We start from the raw sequence: 19,114 nt of genomic DNA on the forward strand, positions 1-19,114 counted from the left end.
CGCGTTCTGACATCCAGAGAGCCGTCGCACTGTCGCAGCGGGATCTCGCTCACCTCGTCCTGATCTCTCGCGGCGTTGTTGGTCTCGTACTATATTCCAACTTCTGACGGGTTACGCTGACGGATACTCATCAAGGCGGGAGACACCATTGCTTTGGGGCGGCCTATCTTCACCCCTTACATCGAGATACCCAGGCTCAACGACTACCAGCTCGAAGTGGTGAACGTGGACGCCGATGTCGCCAACAATTGGCAGTACTCGAACCAGGAACTCGACAAGCTGCGCGACCCGAAGGTGAAGGCGTTTTTCCTCGTCAATCCGAGCAATCCGCCGTCGGTCAAGCTTAGCGATGAAAGCCTCCAGTACATCGCGGACATCGTCAAAGAGCGGCCTGATCTGATATTGCTCACCGACGACGTCTATGGGACGTTTGCGGACGACTTCGTGTCGCTCTTCGCTCTCGCACCGCAGAATACGATTCTTGTCTACTCGTACTCCAAATATTTCGGCGCCACGGGCTGGCGGCTCGGCACCGTTGTCACGCACAAGGACAACGTGCTCGACCGGCTAATCGCACAGCTTCCAAACGATGCGAAGAAGGAATTGCATCACCGGTATGAGTCGATTACCACCGAGCCGGACAAGCTCAAATTCATCGACCGTCTCGTGGCGGACAGCCGCACGGTCGCGCTGAACCATACAGCGGGGCTTTCTACGCCGCAGCAGGTACAGATGGTTCTGTTCTCGCTGTTCTCACTGATGGACACGCCAGACGCGTACAAGAAAGCCCTCAAGCGGCTCATCCGCGCCCGCAAGCGGGCGTTGTACCAGGAGATCGGGATCCCCTTCAAAGACGATGACCCGAATCAGGTGGATTACTACTCGATACTGGACCTGCATTTCCTCGGCGGCCGAACCTATGGCAATGAGTTCGTCCAGTGGCTGGAGCAGAACACGAAGCCGTCGGAACTGCTCTTCCGACTGGCGAGCGAGACAAGAGTCGTCGTCCTTCCCGGGCTCGGATTTGGAACTCAGCATCGCTCCGGGCGAATTTCGCTCGCCAACCTGAACGAGTCGGATTACCGGAAGATCGGACGCGCAGTGCGAGCGCTGATGGATGACTACGTCGAGCGCTATAACGCTGCTACCGGGAAGAATCTGGAGAAGGGGAAAGTGCTGTAGTCGTGATATCGCCGGGCGCCGTCGCAATGTAGGTCATCGCGGCGGCGTCAGTGACGCGCGTAGGGCGGCGTGAAGCCGCTTGTGATGACGAATCGATGCGCCGTGCCATGGAGCGCCACGGAGATGCGCGGGACTGACGACGCGATGGACACCTTCAATCTCCCTGCGCTAGCGCGCATCGGCACTATCTGGCTGTGACGATGCGGGTAATGGCCTGGCTGTGTCCGGCGTGCCCGACTGCTGCGCGGGCGGCGCGTCGTGACTGCCCTCCGGCGTCGTCGTGCGAAGCAGGACAATATCCCGTTCGGGGTCCGGCATGGCGATGATCGCGTGCAAGGTCACTCTTGTCGCCCAGCACATATCCGATGGCGTAGCTTTCGAAGGGTTCGATGCGTAGAACACGAACCGTTCGATGTCCGTCTGATCGCCGCCAAGCTCGGCGACCACCGATCGCGAGGGTTGACTAACGGCGGCGGCATTTTGCTGCGGCGTCGGCACGGGGACGGGCCGGTCCGATGCCTTGTTGGCGAGAACCCGGTAGAGCAGACTGAAGTACTGATCGACGTCGGACTCCGTCATCTCGAGCAGCGAGACGCGGTTCATCACCGCGCTCATGTTGGACAGACCAAAGCAGTTGACCGGAACCAGTTCGCCCAGCTTTTTGATCGTAACCACTCGTCGGTCCAGGGGAACCGCTGTCAAGACACAACGGTCGTTCGCCATGGAGTATCGGCGTGCGCCAGGCCACGCACGTGTGCAGCAGTCTGAAGGGAGTAATGCGGCGGCCACGGTAGGTAAGAACTGTCGAATAAAGGTTTGCGCCAGCATTTGCGCCGCGACAGTATCTGCAAGGAGCCGTGAGCGGCGCTCGGAAAGTCATTTCCTTAAGCACGGAGCGTGGCTCTTCCATGTCACGGTCACTCGAGCGAATCGCCGCAGCATACCTGCTTTCGCTCGATGAGAAAGGCCTACGCTAGCCCTGCTTGCGCTCAGCTCATGATCGGGCTCAGTTCTCGTTGGCGATCAACCTGTGCGATCAACCCCAGAACTATCACTTTGACGGAGTTGGCCACGCTCGCCTCAGTCCTTTTTAATTGGCCTTCAACGACACGAGCCTGATCAAGACGCTCCGGAGCGCACGCCCTGCGCTGAAGGCACGCTTCTCGTCGAGATCGCAATGAGACCAAGGTCTCATTGCGATAGACCAGACCGCTAACCAAACTTGAGCCGGACAGCCACGTGGACCGTCGTCGTGACGGGCATGGGTGCGGGACTGTATTCAACAGACAGTTGGCAACTAAAGGAAACGTTATGGGCTCATCTTCGATCAGAACGGACTGATGGCCGGTTCGGAAGTTGGGGGGCGAAGACACCCAGGATGACGGTGCGCTGACGCTGCCGCACCATGCGCACCCAAGGGTTCTGATCTGGCGTTTGGGTGGCCCTGGTTGAACAGATGACCGTGCCGGCGCGGGAGAGCGGACAGTCGCAACCGCAAGCCGCGGTTTCGCAACCTGTTTCACAGGTGACCGAATGGATCACGGGAAACTCATCGCCTGCCACGACTGCGATCTCCTGCAGCGGGAGGTGGCTGTGCCGGAGGGCGGCGGTTTGCGATGCCGGCGCTGCCGGGCCCCGCTGTGGCGCGAGCTCCCCAACAGCCTCGATCGCGGACTCGCGCTGTCCATCGCCGCAGTTGTACTCTTCGCAATTTCAAACGTGTATCCGATTGTCGGTCTGTCGGTTAATGGGACTGTCGTTGAGACGACACTCCTGGGCGCTGTGAGCGCGCTGTACCACGATGGGAAGTGGCCAATTGCGGGACTGGTGTTTGCAACCACGGTTCTGATGCCGATCTTGCAGACGGTGAGCATGCTATGGCTACTAATACCACTCAAGTTTGACCGTGTACCTTGGGGCGGTCCGGCCATATTCCGGCTGTGCCATCTCTGCCAGCCTTGGGGAATGACCGAAGTACTGATCCTCGGTTTGCTGGTTGCCCTCGTGAAGTTGTCCGCGATCGCAGGCGTGGTGGTGGGCCCCGCGCTGTGGTCGTTTGGGCTACTTGTGTTCGTATTGGCGGCGGCCGGATCAGCTTTCGACTCGCGCAACCTGTGGTCGCGCGTCACCGCCGTTGAGCACACGGGCGCGGAGCCAGGCCTGGACGGGGCGTCACTGCAAGGTGCGGTTACCGCAGCACGATGCGGTCTCGCGCGGTGTCACGATTGTGGACTGCTCGCAAGCGCGCAGGTCGTTAATGCTCACGCGTTCCACTGCCCTCGCTGTGGTGCGACGGTGCACCTGCGCAAGCCAGCAAGCCTGTCGCGCACGTGGGCCTTCCTGATTGCCGCGATTGTGATGTATATCCCAGCCAACATGTTGCCTGTGATGTACACGAACTCGCTCTTCGGGACAGAGAACGACACGATCCTCTCTGGCGTCGTCTACCTCTGGACATCCGGATCCTGGCCGCTGGCGATCGTCGTGTTCGTCGCCAGCATCGCTGTTCCGATGCTCAAGATCCTCGCACTCGGATACCTGACGATCTCGACGCAGATGCACTCGCGCTGGCACGCCGTCGAGCGCACACGGATCTATCGAATGGTCGAGTTTGTGGGGCGCTGGTCGATGCTCGACATCTACGTGATCACGATGCTCGTCGCGCTCGTGCAGTTCCAGGCACTTGCGACGATCCAGGCCGGTAACGCGGCAATCGCGTTTGGCGCAGTGGTGGTGCTGACGATGTTCGCGGCGATGGCGTTCGATGCCCGCCTGATATGGGACGAAGTGGAGCAAGATCATGTCAGGACTCGAGAAAAAGCCTGATTTTCCCGACGCGGAGCCTGTGCCGCGGTCGCACTGGCGCCTGCAAGTAGTGTGGCTCGTACCCATCATCGCGGTCCTGATCGGAGGGTGGCTCGCTGTCAAGGCGGTTATCGAGAAGGGGCCAACGATCACGATTGGCTTCGCAACCGCTGACGGTATTGAGGCGGGCAAGACGAAGATCAAGCTCAAGAACGTCGATATCGGGGTCATCAAGACCGTAACGTTGACCCCCGATAGCACGCGAGTCATAGCGTCCGCGGACATCAACAAAAATGCGACGAAACTGCTCGTCGACGACACCCGCTTCTGGGTCGTCCGCCCACGCATATCCGGCGGGACAGTGTCCGGCATCGGCACGCTTCTGTCCGGCTCCTACATTGAAATGGACAAAGGCAAATCGAAGACCGGACGTCGCGACTTCATCGGTCTCGAAGTCCCGCCGGTGATCACGAATGATGTGCCGGGGCGCGAATTCGTCCTGAAAAGCACGAATATGGGCTCGCTCGATGCCGGCACGCCGGTGTTCTTCCGACGGCTGCAGGTCGGACAGATATCCAGCTACAAGCTCGATCCTGATGGACACGGTGTGACGCTGCGCGTATTTATCAACGCGCCGTATGACAGGTTCGTTCTTGCGGATACTCGCTTCTGGCACGCAAGCGGCGTCGACGTGACAGTCGGGTCGAATGGCATCCAGGTGAACTCGCAGTCGCTCGTGTCGATCATGATCGGCGGCGTGGCATTCGAGTCGCTGCCGGGCGCGGTCGACGAGGCCGTCGCTGCGAGCGACTCAACCTTTACGTTGTTCCCAGATCGGGCTGACGCGATGAAGGCGCACTATCACGTCGTCGAAAAGTACGTTGTGAACTTCACGGAATCGATTCGTGGATTGACCGTGGGCGCGCCGGTCGACTTCCGTGGCATTGTGGTTGGCGAAGTGACAGCGATCTATACAAATTTTGATCCCAAGACGGAGAGGTTGACCATTCCAGTGGAAATCAATCTGTATCCGGAACTCTTCGCGTCCCACTATAAGACCAACACGGGCACTGGCGCCGGCGGCCGCCTGAGCAACAATCCTCACGCGCTGCTGGAGCACCTCATCGCAAAGGGAATGCGTCTCCAGCTTAAAACGGGCAATCTGCTGACCGGGCAACTGTACCTGACCGCCGAATTCTTTCCCAACGCGCCAAAAGCCACGGTGAACTGGGCGTCATCACCTCCTGAGCTGCCGACCATACCCGGTAACCTGCAGCGGCTTCAGGACAACGTCACGGAACTCCTGGCGAAGCTGAACACGATTCCGTTTGAAGCGATTGGCAAGAATACGCAACAGACGCTGTCGAGTGCGAAGACGCTGCTCGACCAACTCGACACCGAGGTTGTCCCGCAGGCGCACGGCACACTCTCCGCGGCCCACGCGGCGCTTGACTCGGCCAACAATGCGCTGCAGCCGGACTCGGCCCTGCAGCAGAACGCGAACGATGCGGTACAGGAACTTTCGCGCACAGCGACGGCCTTCCGGACGCTTGCCGATTATCTGGAGCAGCATCCGGAAGCGTTGATTCGCGGCAAGCAGAAGGAGACCCAGCCGTGACACGCGCCCTTGTGCCATTCGTTCTGGTCCTGTTTGCAATGTCGCTTGGCGGCTGCGGCAGCTCACCCGCGTCTAACTTCTACCGGCTGAAGCCGGACGCGACACTCATTACCATGGGAACTTCGGTGCCGTTATATGTCGTGGTGAACCCGGTCACGATTCCACAACTAGTTGACCGGCAGCAAATCGTCGTAAGCGTTGCCGACAATCAGGTGTGGCCTAACGAGTTCCAGCGCTGGGCCGAGCCGCTGAAGGGCAATATCCAGCGAACTATCGCTGGAAATCTGGCGGTGCTGCTTGGCTCCGAACAGGTAAGCGTATACGCGGCAGACTCGGGTGGCGTGCCGATATGGCGAGTTCGCGTTGACGTGATGCAATTCGATTCCGTACCGGGGGACACGGCGACTATCGACGCACTGTGGACGATCTGGCCTCCAGGGAAGGCTACTCCGATCGCCGGGCACACGCTCGCACGCGTGCCTGCACAAGGGCAGGCTTACGACGCGCTTGTCGCCGCCCACGATCACGCGCTGGGTTTGGTGAGTCGGGATATCGCAGCGGCGATCCTGAAGAACTTGTTGCGTTGACTGGCGCGGACGTGCGGCTTCGCAGGCGCTGCCAACCTTGGAACAAACCAGGACCCAGCCGCGCCTGCTGACCGAAGGCGAACTCGCCGTAGTGGTCAAGTTCTATCGCGAGAGCCGGCAATGGTCGCAGGAGCAGCTTGCAGACCTTTCCGGCTTGAGCGTGCGGACAATCCAGCGTGTCGAACGTGGCGATGCCTCCGGTTTCGACACGCGTCGCGCGATCGCACGAGCTTTCGGGTTCGAGGATATCGATGCGCTGAACAAGCCGTTCTCCATTCCCACGGCCGAGGAGCTGCAGGCGGCGAAAGAGAAGTTTGATCGAGAGCACATCACCCTCAAGGCACTCCCCGTTCAGACCGGAAAGCAACTGGCGAAGCTTGCCGAGATACACAGCATGGATCTCTCCACCCCGGCTTTCGAGCTGACTCGCGAAGCTGACGAAGAGTTTGCTGCGCTGGTCAACTACATGCGTGAGTATCGCGATTGCAGCGATCTTTATTCCGAGACACAGAAGTTCGATGTGTACGACGACATGCAGCGGCACATTGACGCGCTGAAAACGCTTGGAGTGTCGCTCTGCTACGCAGAGCGCAAATTGCTGTGAACATGGCTAGCACAATTAACGAACATCAACAGAAGACGACGTGATCGGACGCAAGATCGTCGACACTTACCGCGCGCCGGACAAGTCCTTGATCGAGATTCGCGCGATGCTCGAGGATGGCTCGATCGACATCCTCGCCAAGTTTGGAGATGTGTGCCGCGCGGAATTCGAGTCGCTACGCACACAGCAGTTCTGAATCCTGTCAGCGCGCCGTTCAACGCGGCTTCAGTTCGACGGGCGGATCGGCGCGATAGCCGCCGCCGAGCGCCTTCGTCAATGCAATCTCCTGACCGAGCATCTGAGCGTTGAGCGTGAGCAGCGTCATCTGTTCGGCGATCACAGGCTGCCGCGCCTGGAGCGCCGCCAGGCGGCTGGTCAGCCCTCGTTGATAGTGCGCTTCAACGCTGTCTCGCGCGAACGCAACGGATTCGATCCGTTGCTGCTGCAACCCGGTCTCCGCATCGAGGGCTTGCAGACTGCTGCCGGTCTGCGCGACATCGCGTACCGCATTGAGGACGGCCTGATTGTACTGCTCGATCAACAGGTTGCTGCCCTCACGTGCGCCGCTCAGGTTCGCGTTGAGCTGGCCGCCATCGAAGATCGGCAAAGACAGGCCCGGAATCAGTTCGATCTGCCGGCTTGCGTGCGTGAAGAGGTCGGCGAGGTGCAACGCATTGAAGCCGAAGAATGCCTTGATGTCGAAACTCGGATAGAACGCCGCTTTCGCTGCATCGATCCGGTCGAACGATGCCTCGACGTACCAGCGCATCGCCTGAAGATCGGGCCGCCGGGCAAGGAGTTCATAAGAAAGCGTCGCGGGCAAGGCCGCTTGCGGGCGCGGCAACGCAACGGGCTCGATCGGAGGCAAGCCGTTGGGTCCCGCGCCGACCAACGCTCGCAACGATTCGCGAAACTGCCGTATCTGGTCTTGCGCCGAAACGATCTGCCGTTCGATGGCGAGTTGCTGCGCACGGGCTTCCTCGAACTGGGTTTGGGGCTCCAGGCCGCGCACCGCACGCGCGTTGTGTGTTTCCACGGAGAACACCGCTACCTCGTGCGATTCGTTCAGCAAATCGATAAGCTGGTAAGTCGTCTGAATGCCGTAGTACAGCTGCGCGACGTCGGTCGAGATTTCGAGTTCGACGGCGGACGTCTCGGCAAGCTGCGCATTGCTCACGCCGAGCGCCGCGGCGACCTGCGCGCGCTGCTTGCCCCAGATATCGACGTTCAGACTTGCCCCAAGTCCGACGGTGCCCTCGGTGTACCAGGGGCCCGTCGCCCCTATCGCCGGTATGTTCATCGAGTACGCGCGGAGAAAGCCGTTCGCGGAAACGTGCTCTCGATTCAGCGACGCCTGCGCCACCACCTGAAGGCTCGACCCCGCTCTGACAAGCTCGACGTCCGACTTCGCCTGCGCGACGCGGGTTCGCGCAATCAGCATCGTCGGCGCGTCGGCGAGCGCCTGTTCGATGAGCGCGTCGAGCTGCGCATCGCCATAGCGGTCCCACCAGCGTGCCGCGGGCCAACCTTCTCGCGCAAGATGGATGTCGTCAGCAAGATTGATCTGCCCGGGCGAAATCTCGGCATACGGCGTACCGTTTTTGTGGATCAGCGCGCAACCCGGCAGGCCGAGGCACAACGACCACGCGATGCACAGGGCGCAGCGACGCCACGACCCAACACGGGGACCGGATCGCGCGCTCATGTTCGTACGGCCTGCGAAGAGGACGCCGTGACGGGTGCCTCGATGCGCCAGTCCGGCAGCCCCGCTACCTGCCGCGACAGGTCTTGCGCTGCGGCGATGAGTGGCACGTCGGCGGGTTCGAGAGGCTGCGCGGCGATGCCGATGCGTTGGGGCGCGTGGGCGACAGGCGGATTGGCGGCAAGATCGTCCGCGTACCGGTTGATTTCCGCGCTAGCCTGGTCCTGAACGGCGCGCGCTGCATGGTCCATTTGCGGACTTGCCAAACCAGCTTGCGCCGCCAGCGTGTTCTTCAGCGCATTGCCGGCGAGCATGATCTCGCGGCCTTGCGCGAGGACGGTTTGTGCGCGCAGTGTCAGTTGGGCCGGCTCCCCTTCATGCCAGCCGGGCTCGAGTGCGACGCGCGACAACGTCGCCTCGCAGTCGGCCAGCGTGGCCCATGCCTGCAGCTGGCGCTGCTCAGCGGGCAATTCATCCCGTATCTCGACGCCCGCCTGTGGCGCGCGCAACTGCCTGGCGATGGCGCGCAGCATCGTCGCGAGTTTTTGCCGCAGCACGTCGCCTTCGCCCTCGCGCCAGAACGACATCTGCACGAAGGTCGCCACGCCGACACCCAGCAGGACGCCAACGATCCGGTCGCGGATTTCAGTGAGATTGCTGGTCGGCGCGAACTGTTCGAGCAACGCGAGCGAGAAGGCGAGAATCAGCTGGACGCCCGCGTAGCTGATCCGTTCGGAACCAGCGGATATCCAGGCGGCGAGCGCGACGACGGGCAAGGTCATCAGCAGCAGGCCGACGATGTCGTCGAGGTGCGGAATCACGAACACGACCATGAATAGCGCCACCGCGCTGCCGATGACCGCCCCGGCGACGCGCAGCAAGGCCCGCTGCATCGATGCGCCGAGGCTCGGCAGCGCGACGGCCACGCACGTCAGCATGATCGTGTGAATGCCTTGCCAGTCGACCGCGTTGTAGAACACGTAGCAGACCAGCACGGCAAGCAGGGTCTTCAGCGAAAAGCGCATGTACGCGGGATTGCTCCATGCGTCGGGCGCGACCATCGGTTCGCTCGCGGGCGGTTTGCCGGGTGCGGCGCCGCTCGGATCCAGCTCGGCGAATGCGTGCAGCGCGCGCTGCAATGCGGCTGCGGCGGGAAACGTGTCGACTGCCTTGCGTTCTTCTGGTGTTGCCATGTCGACGTAGCGATAGGGTTCGCCCGACGTCACCGACTCGTCGAGCGCCCTGACGTTCGCGTCCAGCTCGCGCAAGATCTTGAGCCGCGCCGCCGAAGCACCAGCCAACGTATCCGGCAACTCGCTCGCGCCGCGATACAGACGCGACACGGTCGCGATGCACGCAAGCAGCAACGTCTGATGCTCGCGATAGCGCGCGTCACGCATCGTCGTGAACCGCAGCAGCTTCTGCAGCGTCAGCGCGCCTTGCTGGACCGCCGTCAAGGTGATCGGCTCGGCGTTCCTGCCGCCGTCAATCAGTTGCGTCAGCCGCGCTTCCAACGCCGTCAGTTGCCGATGGATTTCCGCCTTGAGCTGCAACTGCGGTTCGACGGGCAATAGCAGCGTATTGACCACCAGCGTCAGCGCGATCGGATAATTGATGGCGACCCAGACCCACAGCACCGCCCGGATCAACAGGTCGGCCTGATCGGTCTGGTCGACGAAGCTCTGCACGTAGATGAGGACGATGGCGACGATGACGAATACGGCGCCGATTTTCAGCACCCGTATCAGGTACACGCTGCCGAAGAACAGCAGACTCGCGACGACGATGCGCAGTAACGGGTAGTCGAACGTGAACTTCAGCAACAGGATCGACAGACCGATCGCGAGCGTCGACCCACCGATGAGCATCAAGCCGACCAGCCGCGTGACCACCACATTCGACTGCGTGACGTAAAACACCACCAGCAGCGACAGCGCGAGCGACGGTACCTCGAGCGTCATCGACGCGACGATCACGATTGCGCTCGTCAAGACGCAACGCAACATCACATTGAGACGCCCGGGAAAAGGCGCAAGCTCGCGCGCGAGGAAAGCGCCGGCATCGCGCAGCGTGACGGGCAGGTAGTCGGCGGCGGCCATGGGCGCTCCTCAGCGGCTTTCGCCGTCGTGGCCGCGCCCAGGGTGCAGCACAGCCACCGCCGATGTCCCGACGCGAAACAGCTCCGGGCTCGGATTGTCGACGCGGATCTTCACCGGGAAGCGCTGCGAGACGTGGACCCAGTTAATCGTGCGTTGAATGCGCGGCAACGCGCCGGGCAATCCAGGGCCGCCTTCATCGGGCGCGACGCCGTAGCTGATCGAGTCGACGCTGCCCTGGAAGCGCTGGCCCGTATCGCTCATCAGAAAGACCGTGGCGGGCGTTCCCGTCCGGATGCCCTTGAGCTCCGTCTCGCGAAAGTTTGCGACCACGTACCAGCGGCGCGTGTCGATCAATGTGAAGACAGGCTTGAGCGCAGACGCAAACTGCCCCGTCGAAGTCTTCAACGACGCGATGCGTCCGTCGAACGGCGCCCGCACGGTCGCATATTCGAGGTTCAGCTCCGCAGACGAGATCTCGGCGATGACGACGGCACGTTGCGCGACCAGCGCATCGACACCGCTCACAGCCGCTGCCGCCTGCTGCGCCTGCAGTTGCGCGGCGCTTAGTTCGGCCTGCGTGGCGCGTTGTGCGGTGCGCGCAAGGTCGACGTCCTCCGCCGACACATAGCCGTGCGACAGCAGCGGCTCCGTGCGGTGTAGCGTATCGGACGCCTGACTGGCTGCGGCTCGCGCGCGCTCGACGGCCGCACGCACCGACTCCGCGTTGTACTGCTGCGCATTGACCGTGCGCTGGGTCAGCTCGATTTGACGGTCGAGCGCGACGAGGGACGCCCGGCCTCGCGCCAGCGCGTCCTGGTACGGACGTGGATCGATGCGAAACAGCAGATCGCCCTGCTTCACCGCCTGGTTGTCGTGCACCGCCAGCTCGACGATGCGCCCGTTGACCTCGGGCACGACGTCGATCGTATCCGCGTAGACATAGGCGTCGTCGGTGCGAGGCGCGCGGTCCAGCTGGCGGACGACGAAAAGCAGCAGCAATAGCGTTACCACCACCAGGATGATGGCCGGCCACTTTCTCTTCGATGTCCTGCTGGCAGTCGTCGCCATCGCATCCACCTGAGGAGATTCAATGTTGGAACAGCGTCAGCCACACAGCGAGTGAAAGGAAGGTGACTAGCGAGGGATATACCACGGCTGAAGGCCCCAGCAGATGGTCGACCTGCAAGCGCTTGAGAATCAGATTGATGACGACCGTGAGCACGACGCCGGCGACGATACAGAACAGCCAGTCGGGAAAGTACGCGCCGAGCACCCCGATGGACGGCGAGTAGGCACACCCGCCCGTCAGAGGGACAGCCGCCAGGGCAACGACGACAAAACGCAGCACACGTATTGTTCTGAAGACCGGCATGCTTCGCTCCAAAGTCGCTCGCGGCAGCGGGATCTGGATCACCCAACCTGAGCCTGCTGGTGCCAGAGGCAGTCAGGCTGTTCGTTGCGCATTCACGGAAACGCACAAAACGCACTGTCGCCAACAACTGTCCATACTATTGCTGCCGGTCACCCTATAGACCACTGAAGGGGTCACCGTAACGGGCGTGTCCGAATTGATCCCGTTCTGTGGATCCAGAACGAGCTCCGCAGGCAGCGGTGGTGACACCCTTGCTCATCCGCCGGAATACCCGCATCAACATTTCGCAGCCGTCGTCTTTTCTGCCGCGTGCGCATGCAGCTTTGGTGGCGTGGCGTTTCCGCCGTGCTCTTCGAGGTATTTGCATGCGCTAATGATGTCGCGCCCCAACTGTTGCGCCACAGTGTGGTTGATGTGCGGCCGGATCACGACCCGCAGGCTCGTCACATCCGTGGCGTTTGGAGGCATCGTGTATGCCGAGAGGATCCAGCCCTTTTCACGAACCTTGTTCGATACGTCGAACTCGTTGAAGTTGGTGAATTTCTTGTTGAGCGTCACGGCAACAACAGGGATGCGCTGAGTCTCGTTCATGATCATGAAATAGCCGCTCTGCACAAGCGTTTCTCGCAGTTCAACGGCATTTTTCAGAGTATGTTCCATGACTCGCTTGTAACCATCGAATCCCATCCTCAGAAACATGTAGTACTGGACGGCGATCTGAAAACCATTGCGGCTGAAGTTCAGCGTCGCCGTTGGCATTTCACCGCCCAGGTAGTTCACGTAGAACACAAGATCTTCGTTGAAAACCTTGCGTTCGCGGAAGACTACCCAGCCCAGTCCGGGCGGCACGAGACCGTACTTGTGCCCGGATGCATTGATCGACTGTACGCGCGGCAACCGGAAGTCCCATTTGTAGTCAGGATAAAGAAAGGGATTGACGAAGCCTCCGGACGCGCCGTCGATATGCATTGGAATCGAAATCCCGGTTTTCTTCTCGTAGCCGTCGAGCCAGTCGTGAATGCCCTGGATGTCATCGTCCTCGCCGGTGAAGGTCTGCCCGGCAATAGCGACTACTGCGATCGTGTTCTCATCGACGTACTTGTCGAGTTCTTCAGCCGTCAGCCGATAGTTGCCCGGCTTCAGTGGCACGATGCGCGGTTCAACGTCGAAGTACCGCAGGAACTTCTTCCACACGATCTGCACGTTGCCGCCCGTCACCATATTGGGCTTGCTTGCATCCTTGCCGTCCGCTTCACGCTTCTGGCGCCAATTCCACTTGTGCGCGAGACCCGCCAACATGCAGGCTTCCGACGACCCGACGGTTGCCGTGCCGTATGGCTCCACGCCATTCGGACCGTTCCATAGCTCATGCAACCACTTCACCATCCGCGTTTCCATCGCAAACAACTCCGGATACATGTCGTGGTCGATGTAGTTCTTGTATATGTTGCGCTTTGCCGTCTCCGCTGCCTCCGGCTCTGCCCACGTGGTGACGAACGACGACATGTTCAGCATCGGATTGGCATCGGTCCATTCGGAACTGATGACAATGGCCGCCGCTGCGCGCGCCGACATACCCGCCTTCGGGAACTCTGCCTCCGGGATCGGATAATTGAATTCGTCATAAGGGGTAATCTTCTCGATCGACGTTTCCATGTGCAGCTCCTTAAGATAATGATGGGTCTTTCGCATGCACGACATGGCGCTGTAAAGACGCACACGACGGTTCAAAAAATCCGTTACCAAACTTGGTTGCTGTCGAGCTTCTGACCTGTCGGTTGAAAAACTTTAGCTTGTCTGGCTCGGTGGTGATCGACTCGTAACGGGTATGCAATTCCCTTTTCACGTCCTTCGGCGACTCCTCCAGCGGGCGATCCCGCACGTTGTCGCGACCGTGCCGGGACGCCAGCCTGTCGCCACGAAGTTGGGGTTGCGGCGGCCCTGTGGGCCGCGTCAGGCCATGATCATCACGAGCACCATGCCCCAGATGGTCAGGAGCGTGTTGCCGACCGCGTAGGTCACCGTGTATCCGAGGCCGGGGATCTGACTCTTCGCCGCGTCACAGACCATGCCGAGCGCCGCCGTCGTGGTTCTCGCGCCGGCGCAAACACCAAGCAGGATGGCGGGATGGAAGCGGAACACATACTTGGCGATGAACATGCCGAGAATCAGCGGAACGGACGTGGCGAAAATGCCCCACAGGAACAGGCTGACGCCCAGGTGCTGAAGACCGGCAACGAATCCGGGGCCCGCCGTAATGCCCACTACCGCGATGAACACATTCAATCCGACCGAGTTCATGAACCAGACAGTCGGTTCCGGTATGCGGCCGAACGTGGGATGAATCGCGCGCAGCCAGCCGAACACGATGCCAGCGATCAACGCGCCACCGGCGGTGGACAAGGTGATCGGAACAGTGCCGGCCTTGATGACAATCGCGCCGACCAGCGCGCCGATCGTGATCGCGAGGCTCATGAAGGCCACGTCAGTCACACTGGTTGGCCTGTCCAGCACGCCGAGCGCCTTCGCAGCGGCAGTCGTGTCCTGCGTGCGCCCGACAATCGTCACCGTGTCTCCGCGGTGCAATGTTGTTTTTGGCAAAATAGGAATCAGCGTTTCCGTCGGTCCGCGCTTGATCTTTCTCAGGTAGACGCCACGCGCTGCGGGTAACGAGGCGAGTTCCGCCAGGGTCTTTCCGTCCACCGCCTTGCTGGTCACATAGACGTCCACGCCTTCTGCCGGTACGGCGAGCAGTTCAGGGTCGTCCACTTCCTGGGCTCTTGCCTGAACTGCAACAAGCTGGTCGCCGCTGCTGCCCACGTCCTTGTCCTTCGTTCCGAGCAACGCGATGAGCTGCTCCCGGCGACCCGCTACCGCTACCACGTCATTTGGCTGAAGAACGAAATCGAGCGTCGCCTCTTCAATCACGGTCCCACGCCGGACCCGCTCGATGAACAGGCGCATCCCTTCGGGCTCAAGTGCTTCCACCTGGCTCACCGTCTTGCCGGCAGCCCGAGTGTCGGCGGGAAGCCTGTAGGCGCGCAATTCGTAGCGGTGCCACGCCTGGCCCGGGCCGCCCAGGTCCTTCGTGCCGCCGCCCATGCTCGCCTCATACTCCTTGCATGCCGCGACCAGATCTATGCCCAGCAGCTTTGGGCCAAGAGCGGAAAGGATCAACGCAGAGCCTACCGTGCCGAAGATATACGACACCGCGTACGCAGTCGGCATCGCATCGAGCAGCGCCTTTGCCTGGTCTGCCGGCAGCCCAAGCCGGTTGATGGCATCTGTGGCCAGACCCATGGATGCCGAAATGGTTTGGGACCCGGCGAGCAGCCCGGCCGCGGATCCGACGTCGTAACCCGCGAGTTTCGCAGCAACGATCGGTGCGGCGAGGGACAGCACACATTGAACGACCGAAAATAGTGCCTGAGGCGCGCCGTCCTTGGCAATGCCACGCACGAACTGCGGCCCAACCCCGTAGCCTACGGCGAACAGGAACAACAGAAAAAACACAGACTTAACATTGGGCGAAATTGTGATGTGAAGCTGCCCGATGGCGATCGCCACCAGGAGGGTCGCTGTCACCGCGCCCAGACTGAACCCCTTAAAGCTTTTCCCGCCAACCCAGTAGCCGATTCCGAGTGCAAGGAATAGGGCAATCTCAGGATAGTGTCGCAGGGTATCGGCTAGCCAGACCATGATGGATCCTTTGTCTTTGATCGTTTCGAAAACGCGAAAGACTTACCGCGGCTTCATTAGAGAGCGCCATGTGTGAAATTTGCATGACCAGACGCCCCTCCGGGGGGGGGGGGGGCGCGCCTAGAGGGCGAGCGCTTTGCAATAGCCTCGATGTCCGACCGGGCCGGTTTCGATGGCGTCGCCTGCGCAAGGCGCAGGTCAGGAAGGGTCTCCTGTCACATCGTCCGTCCGGCGCACCAGGCTTTCAACTTTCATTCAGTTGGGCGCGCTGAGCGCGCTGTACCCCTTCTAATATGATGGTGCGAATGTTCCGACAGGACAATGAGACTTTAGTCCGATGACGCAGTCTGTTGATCAGGCGCATTCTGGGTGCGCGCAAGTGCGCCGCAACCTCCGGAGGAAATCAAGCGTGATTCAGCGACGATCGGCGTATGCACCGCGATCCGCTGCGATCGAGACAAGGTCAAGTCTAATGGAATGGACGCCCCCACCCGAAACGGCATGGATGTGCCAATCTATGGTCCACCCCGTTTTTGCAACCCTGATCTTCGATGGCGAGTTGGCTTGCTTAAATCTATTCGGCGTCGTTGTGGGGATTGCTCCCCGCGCCACGATGAGATTCGCGCCTGACGATCCTTAAAACAGTGGATCGGCTTCGAAAAGCCTCTTTGGCACTCAGGTTCTTCGTCAGGCCGCAGCGCCGTTCACGTCATCAATTTTCAGTCGTCGCAAAACCAGTTGGGTGATTATGTTAAGCAAAGATGAAGCTGTGCTCGTTCAGATCGGGCGAGTTGCGAGGCCGGCGTCGAATGTGGTTTGGCGTGCAACAATGGCCCAGGCCGTTCGGGCCAGCTTGTTGGCCAGCGCACATGCCACCACGTTTGAATGTCGTTGCGTGAGCATTGCGCGAACCCAGTCTGCCAGCCGACCGGTTCGTTTCTCCAAGCCTCGCATGTAGGCTCGGGCGCACAGGACGAGCAGGCGCCTGACATTTTTGTCGCCGCGCCGGCTGATCACGAGAAGATTGGTCTTGCCACCCGTACTGAATTGCCTGGGAACGAGCCCAACCGATGCCGCAAAATCGCGACTGCATCCGTACTGCTTTGCGTCGCCCATCTTCGCGGCCAACGCGCTTGCGGTGACCGGGCCGACTCCCGGAATGGTCATCAGACGCTGTCCGACCTCGTCGTCAGCGAGCTGACGTGCGAGCTCCTGGTCAATCTCACCGATCTGTTCCTCGAGGTACTTGAAGTGCTGGTGGAGGCGTTCGAGAATCGCAACCAGCCGGGGCGGCAGTTCCTGCATAGCGAGCACAGCCGGCAGACGTGTGACGGCAGTATTGCCTACCGGCAGACTGATGCCAAACTCGAGAAGAAAGCCATGCATCTGGTTGACGGTTCTGGTCCGCTCGCGCACCATCGATTCACGCACACGATGCAGCACGGAAAGCGTCTGTTGCGACTCCGTCTTCGGGGTTACGAATCTCATGGCCGGGCGCGAAGCTGCTTCACAGATCGCCTCGGCATCGACGAAATCGTTCTTGTTCGACTTGACGAATGGCCTGACGAAGTGCGGCGAGATAAGGCGCACCGTGTGCCCGAATTCGGCCAGCTTGCGCGCCATATGATGCGAACCGGCGCAGGCCTCCATGACGACGGTACAGGCATGGAACGTCGCGAAGAATTCGATCAGTTGTTTGCGGCTCATCTTTTTACGAAACACAGCCTTGCCTTTCGCGTCCTGCCCATGCAGGTGAAAGCTGTGTTTGCCGAGATCGATACCAACGAGCGTTACGTCGTCCATGATGGCCTCCAGTTCGGTATGAACACTGCCAGCCTAACCTGTCCAGCGAGGTGGGGTGGACCATCCCATTAGTGGAAGTGTCTAAGCAACCCTCTGACCGAGGGGAGCGCCCATCATGAAAATTACGACAGTTGGTATCGATCTGGCGAAGAACATTTTTGGCTTCCATGGTGTAAATGAGCATGGCACGAACCGTGCTGAAAAAGGTGCTCAAGCGAAATCATCCTTGAAGGCAATACTCTCGAGCAACAGCTTGATCTGTTCGGGGCCGTAGATATGGCGCCGACGTCCAAAAATTGGGAACCGTAGTCCACTCAGTGCTGTGCTATAAAAAATACAGCGCTCTCATCCCGGGTCCGCTCATTTCCTCGTCAAGTGCAAGGAGAACCGCAATGCAAACAAGAGGATTTTTGCTAAAGAGTATTGTTGCGATGGCCCTAGGCTGTCTGGTGCTTTCCGGATGCGGTACGACTTCGGAATCGTCGGGCGGTGCCGCGGTCAACACGTCGAAACGTCAAGCGATCGACGTGAGCGTCGACGACGCACTGGCCAAGCTGTATGCGAAGGTGTCGGGCTCGAAGGAACTGGTCGCGAAAGCGCAAGGCGTGCTGGTATTTCCGAACGTGGTTCAGGCAGGCATTGGCATCGGCGGCGAGCACGGTGACGGCGCATTGCGTATCGGAGGCAGCACCGTCGGTTACTACAGCACCTCGTCAGGATCGATCGGCGCAATCCTTGGCGTCCAGACGAAGGCCGTCATTTACCTGTTCATGACGCAGGACGCGCTCAACAGCTTTCGCAACGCCAGCGGCTGGTCGGTGTCCGGCGATGCGTCGGTGGCGCTGCGCTCGTTAAGGTCGGCGCCAACGGGACGATCGACTCGTCCACTGTCACCGCACCCGTCGAAGTGTTCATCCTGACTGACTCAGGGCTAATGTTCAATGTGTCGCTGGCCGGTTCCAAGATCACACGCCTCGATATCTGAACATCCAATGCGTTCGCTGCATGCGAATCAGGCATGTCTGCCGTCCAGCGTCCGTTGCAGCGTACTGCTTCATTTCGGCGATCCGCACGAAGGGAGTGTGTTCAAAGGCCTCAGCCAGCGATTGCACTCCATGAGTTTGCGGCGCATGGCGCGAGACTACCGCCGGGGCGACGAGCGGCCTCTCTGCCCGACTGGCCGCTTCATAATGCGGATTCAACCGGTGGATGCAACACACTAGAGGCTGCGCAAGCAGTGGGAGTGTTGCAGATGAAGCAACGACGCCGGATTTATGTATGCGTCGCGCCAGGGCCGTTGAGAATTCTTTGGACAAGCGTCGGAGAATGCGGCAGGCTAAGCCTGCCGCAGGCAGGGGGATCAACCCGATGAAGGTGCAGATGGGAGCAGGTGCTTCGCGACGTTCCAGGGCAACAGTTCGTCGATGCGGTTGGCCTGGTGATCGGCAATGCGCGTAAGTACATATTCCAGGTAGGCGCGTGGGTTGATGCCATTCAACTTGCACGAGCCGATCAAGCTATACATTGCGGCGGCTCGCTCACCACCGCTGTCAGAGCCAGCGAACATGAAATTGCGCCGGCCGAGGGCCACGCAGCGCAAAGCATTTTCGGCGAGCACGTTGCTGATCTCCACGCGGCCGTCA

Annotated in this window: 14 protein-coding genes and 4 pseudogenes; 8 read left to right on the forward strand and 10 right to left on the reverse strand. The window is 60.5% G+C overall.

Annotation, left to right across the window (positions count from 1 at the left end; genetic code table 11):
• Window positions 1-126 precede the first annotated feature (126 nt).
• Window positions 127-1,182 (forward strand): annotated as a pseudogene (locus tag F6X42_RS38915) (bifunctional aspartate transaminase/aspartate 4-decarboxylase); the annotation flags it as partial.
• A 168-nt stretch (window positions 1,183-1,350) separates the two neighbouring features.
• On the opposite strand, the gene F6X42_RS38920 reads toward F6X42_RS38915, so the two are convergent.
• Window positions 1,351-1,905, reverse strand: a complete 555-nt coding sequence (locus F6X42_RS38920) for a hypothetical protein (RefSeq protein ID WP_187639164.1) — start codon at window positions 1,903-1,905, stop codon at window positions 1,351-1,353.
• Between the two features lie 810 nt (window positions 1,906-2,715).
• Here F6X42_RS38920 and F6X42_RS38925 point away from each other — a divergent pair.
• The 5 genes from F6X42_RS38925 to F6X42_RS38945 are packed head-to-tail and all read left to right on the forward strand — an operon-like array spanning window position 2,716 to window position 6,992.
• A complete protein-coding gene (locus F6X42_RS38925) occupies window positions 2,716-4,008 on the forward strand; it encodes a paraquat-inducible protein A (RefSeq protein WP_187639165.1) in 1,293 nt (430 codons plus the stop codon).
• On the forward strand, window positions 3,983-5,605 hold the full coding sequence (locus tag F6X42_RS38930) for a PqiB family protein (RefSeq protein WP_187639166.1): 1,623 nt from the start codon (window positions 3,983-3,985) through the stop codon (window positions 5,603-5,605). The genes F6X42_RS38925 and F6X42_RS38930 overlap by 26 nt, the downstream gene beginning before the upstream one ends.
• The gene (locus tag F6X42_RS38935) at window positions 5,602-6,192 is read left to right on the forward strand and encodes a PqiC family protein (protein WP_312893002.1); all 591 of its coding nucleotides are present in this window, start codon (window positions 5,602-5,604) and stop codon (window positions 6,190-6,192) included. Before F6X42_RS38930 ends, F6X42_RS38935 begins: the two co-directional genes overlap by 4 nt.
• A 37-nt stretch (window positions 6,193-6,229) precedes the next feature.
• The gene (locus F6X42_RS38940) at window positions 6,230-6,796 is read left to right on the forward strand and encodes a helix-turn-helix domain-containing protein (RefSeq protein ID WP_312893003.1); all 567 of its coding nucleotides are present in this window, start codon (window positions 6,230-6,232) and stop codon (window positions 6,794-6,796) included.
• Between the two features lie 40 nt (window positions 6,797-6,836).
• The gene (locus F6X42_RS38945) at window positions 6,837-6,992 is read left to right on the forward strand and encodes a hypothetical protein (protein ID WP_187639167.1); all 156 of its coding nucleotides are present in this window, start codon (window positions 6,837-6,839) and stop codon (window positions 6,990-6,992) included.
• 18 nt (window positions 6,993-7,010) lie between these two features.
• Here the strand turns inward: F6X42_RS38945 and F6X42_RS38950 are convergent, their stop codons facing one another.
• From F6X42_RS38950 to F6X42_RS38980, 8 genes and pseudogenes are all read right to left on the reverse strand, one after another.
• Window positions 7,011-8,501, reverse strand: coding sequence for an MdtP family multidrug efflux transporter outer membrane subunit (locus tag F6X42_RS38950; protein ID WP_187639168.1), 1,491 nt, complete (start codon window positions 8,499-8,501; stop codon window positions 7,011-7,013).
• Window positions 8,498-10,597 carry an FUSC family protein gene (locus tag F6X42_RS38955; protein WP_187639169.1) on the reverse strand — a complete coding sequence of 700 codons (2,100 nt, stop codon included), beginning with the start codon at window positions 10,595-10,597 and terminating at the stop codon, window positions 8,498-8,500. The genes F6X42_RS38950 and F6X42_RS38955 overlap by 4 nt, the downstream gene beginning before the upstream one ends.
• A 9-nt stretch (window positions 10,598-10,606) precedes the next feature.
• Entirely contained in the window at window positions 10,607-11,665 is a 1,059-nt protein-coding gene (gene mdtN / locus F6X42_RS38960) for a multidrug transporter subunit MdtN (RefSeq protein WP_187639170.1), read from the reverse strand.
• A 19-nt stretch (window positions 11,666-11,684) separates the two neighbouring features.
• Window positions 11,685-11,969, reverse strand: coding sequence for a YtcA family lipoprotein (locus F6X42_RS38965; RefSeq protein WP_187639171.1), 285 nt, complete (start codon window positions 11,967-11,969; stop codon window positions 11,685-11,687).
• 276 nt (window positions 11,970-12,245) lie between these two features.
• Entirely contained in the window at window positions 12,246-13,625 is a 1,380-nt protein-coding gene (gene gad, locus F6X42_RS38970; protein ID WP_187639172.1) for a glutamate decarboxylase, read from the reverse strand.
• Window positions 13,626-13,728: 103 nt separating this feature from the next.
• Window positions 13,729-13,892: pseudogene (locus F6X42_RS46150) on the reverse strand (bifunctional aspartate transaminase/aspartate 4-decarboxylase); the annotation flags it as partial.
• 30 nt (window positions 13,893-13,922) lie between these two features.
• Window positions 13,923-15,668 (reverse strand): aspartate-alanine antiporter, encoded by a 1,746-nt coding sequence (aspT, locus tag F6X42_RS38975; RefSeq protein WP_187639173.1) that lies wholly within the window; start codon window positions 15,666-15,668, stop codon window positions 13,923-13,925.
• A gap of 777 nt (window positions 15,669-16,445) precedes the next feature.
• Window positions 16,446-17,471, reverse strand: coding sequence for an IS110 family RNA-guided transposase (locus F6X42_RS38980; RefSeq protein WP_187639174.1), 1,026 nt, complete (start codon window positions 17,469-17,471; stop codon window positions 16,446-16,448).
• A gap of 115 nt (window positions 17,472-17,586) precedes the next feature.
• Here F6X42_RS38980 and F6X42_RS38985 point away from each other — a divergent pair.
• Both F6X42_RS38985 and F6X42_RS38990 read left to right on the forward strand, forming a co-directional pair.
• Window positions 17,587-17,692: pseudogene (locus tag F6X42_RS38985) on the forward strand (IS110 family transposase); the annotation flags it as partial.
• Window positions 17,693-17,863: 171 nt separating this feature from the next.
• Window positions 17,864-18,456 (forward strand): annotated as a pseudogene (locus F6X42_RS38990) (BPSL1445 family SYLF domain-containing lipoprotein).
• A gap of 375 nt (window positions 18,457-18,831) precedes the next feature.
• Here F6X42_RS38990 and F6X42_RS38995 read toward each other — a convergent pair.
• Window positions 18,832-19,114: transposase domain-containing protein (locus tag F6X42_RS38995; RefSeq protein WP_187639175.1), on the reverse strand; the 283-nt coding region annotated here is incomplete at its 5' end.

The organism is Paraburkholderia podalyriae (genome assembly GCF_014397785.1).
GTDB lineage: Bacteria > Pseudomonadota > Gammaproteobacteria > Burkholderiales > Burkholderiaceae > Paraburkholderia > Paraburkholderia podalyriae.

Bases quoted from the DNA above. Each gene is read 5' to 3' on its own strand.
- F6X42_RS38925 (WP_187639165.1), top strand. From the start codon at position 2,716: ATGGATCACGGGAAACTCATCGCCTGCCACGACTGCGATCTCCTGCAG.
- F6X42_RS38980 (WP_187639174.1), bottom strand. From the start codon at position 17,471: ATGGACGACGTAACGCTCGTTGGTATCGATCTCGGCAAACACAGCTTT.
- aspT (WP_187639173.1), bottom strand. From the start codon at position 15,668: ATGGTCTGGCTAGCCGATACCCTGCGACACTATCCTGAGATTGCCCTA.
- gad (WP_187639172.1), bottom strand. From the start codon at position 13,625: ATGGAAACGTCGATCGAGAAGATTACCCCTTATGACGAATTCAATTAT.
- F6X42_RS38950 (WP_187639168.1), bottom strand. From the start codon at position 8,501: ATGAGCGCGCGATCCGGTCCCCGTGTTGGGTCGTGGCGTCGCTGCGCC.
- F6X42_RS38955 (WP_187639169.1), bottom strand. From the start codon at position 10,597: ATGGCCGCCGCCGACTACCTGCCCGTCACGCTGCGCGATGCCGGCGCT.
- F6X42_RS38930 (WP_187639166.1), top strand. From the start codon at position 3,983: ATGTCAGGACTCGAGAAAAAGCCTGATTTTCCCGACGCGGAGCCTGTG.
- mdtN (WP_187639170.1), bottom strand. From the start codon at position 11,665: ATGGCGACGACTGCCAGCAGGACATCGAAGAGAAAGTGGCCGGCCATC.
- F6X42_RS38965 (WP_187639171.1), bottom strand. From the start codon at position 11,969: ATGCCGGTCTTCAGAACAATACGTGTGCTGCGTTTTGTCGTCGTTGCC.
- F6X42_RS38920 (WP_187639164.1), bottom strand. From the start codon at position 1,905: ATGGCGAACGACCGTTGTGTCTTGACAGCGGTTCCCCTGGACCGACGA.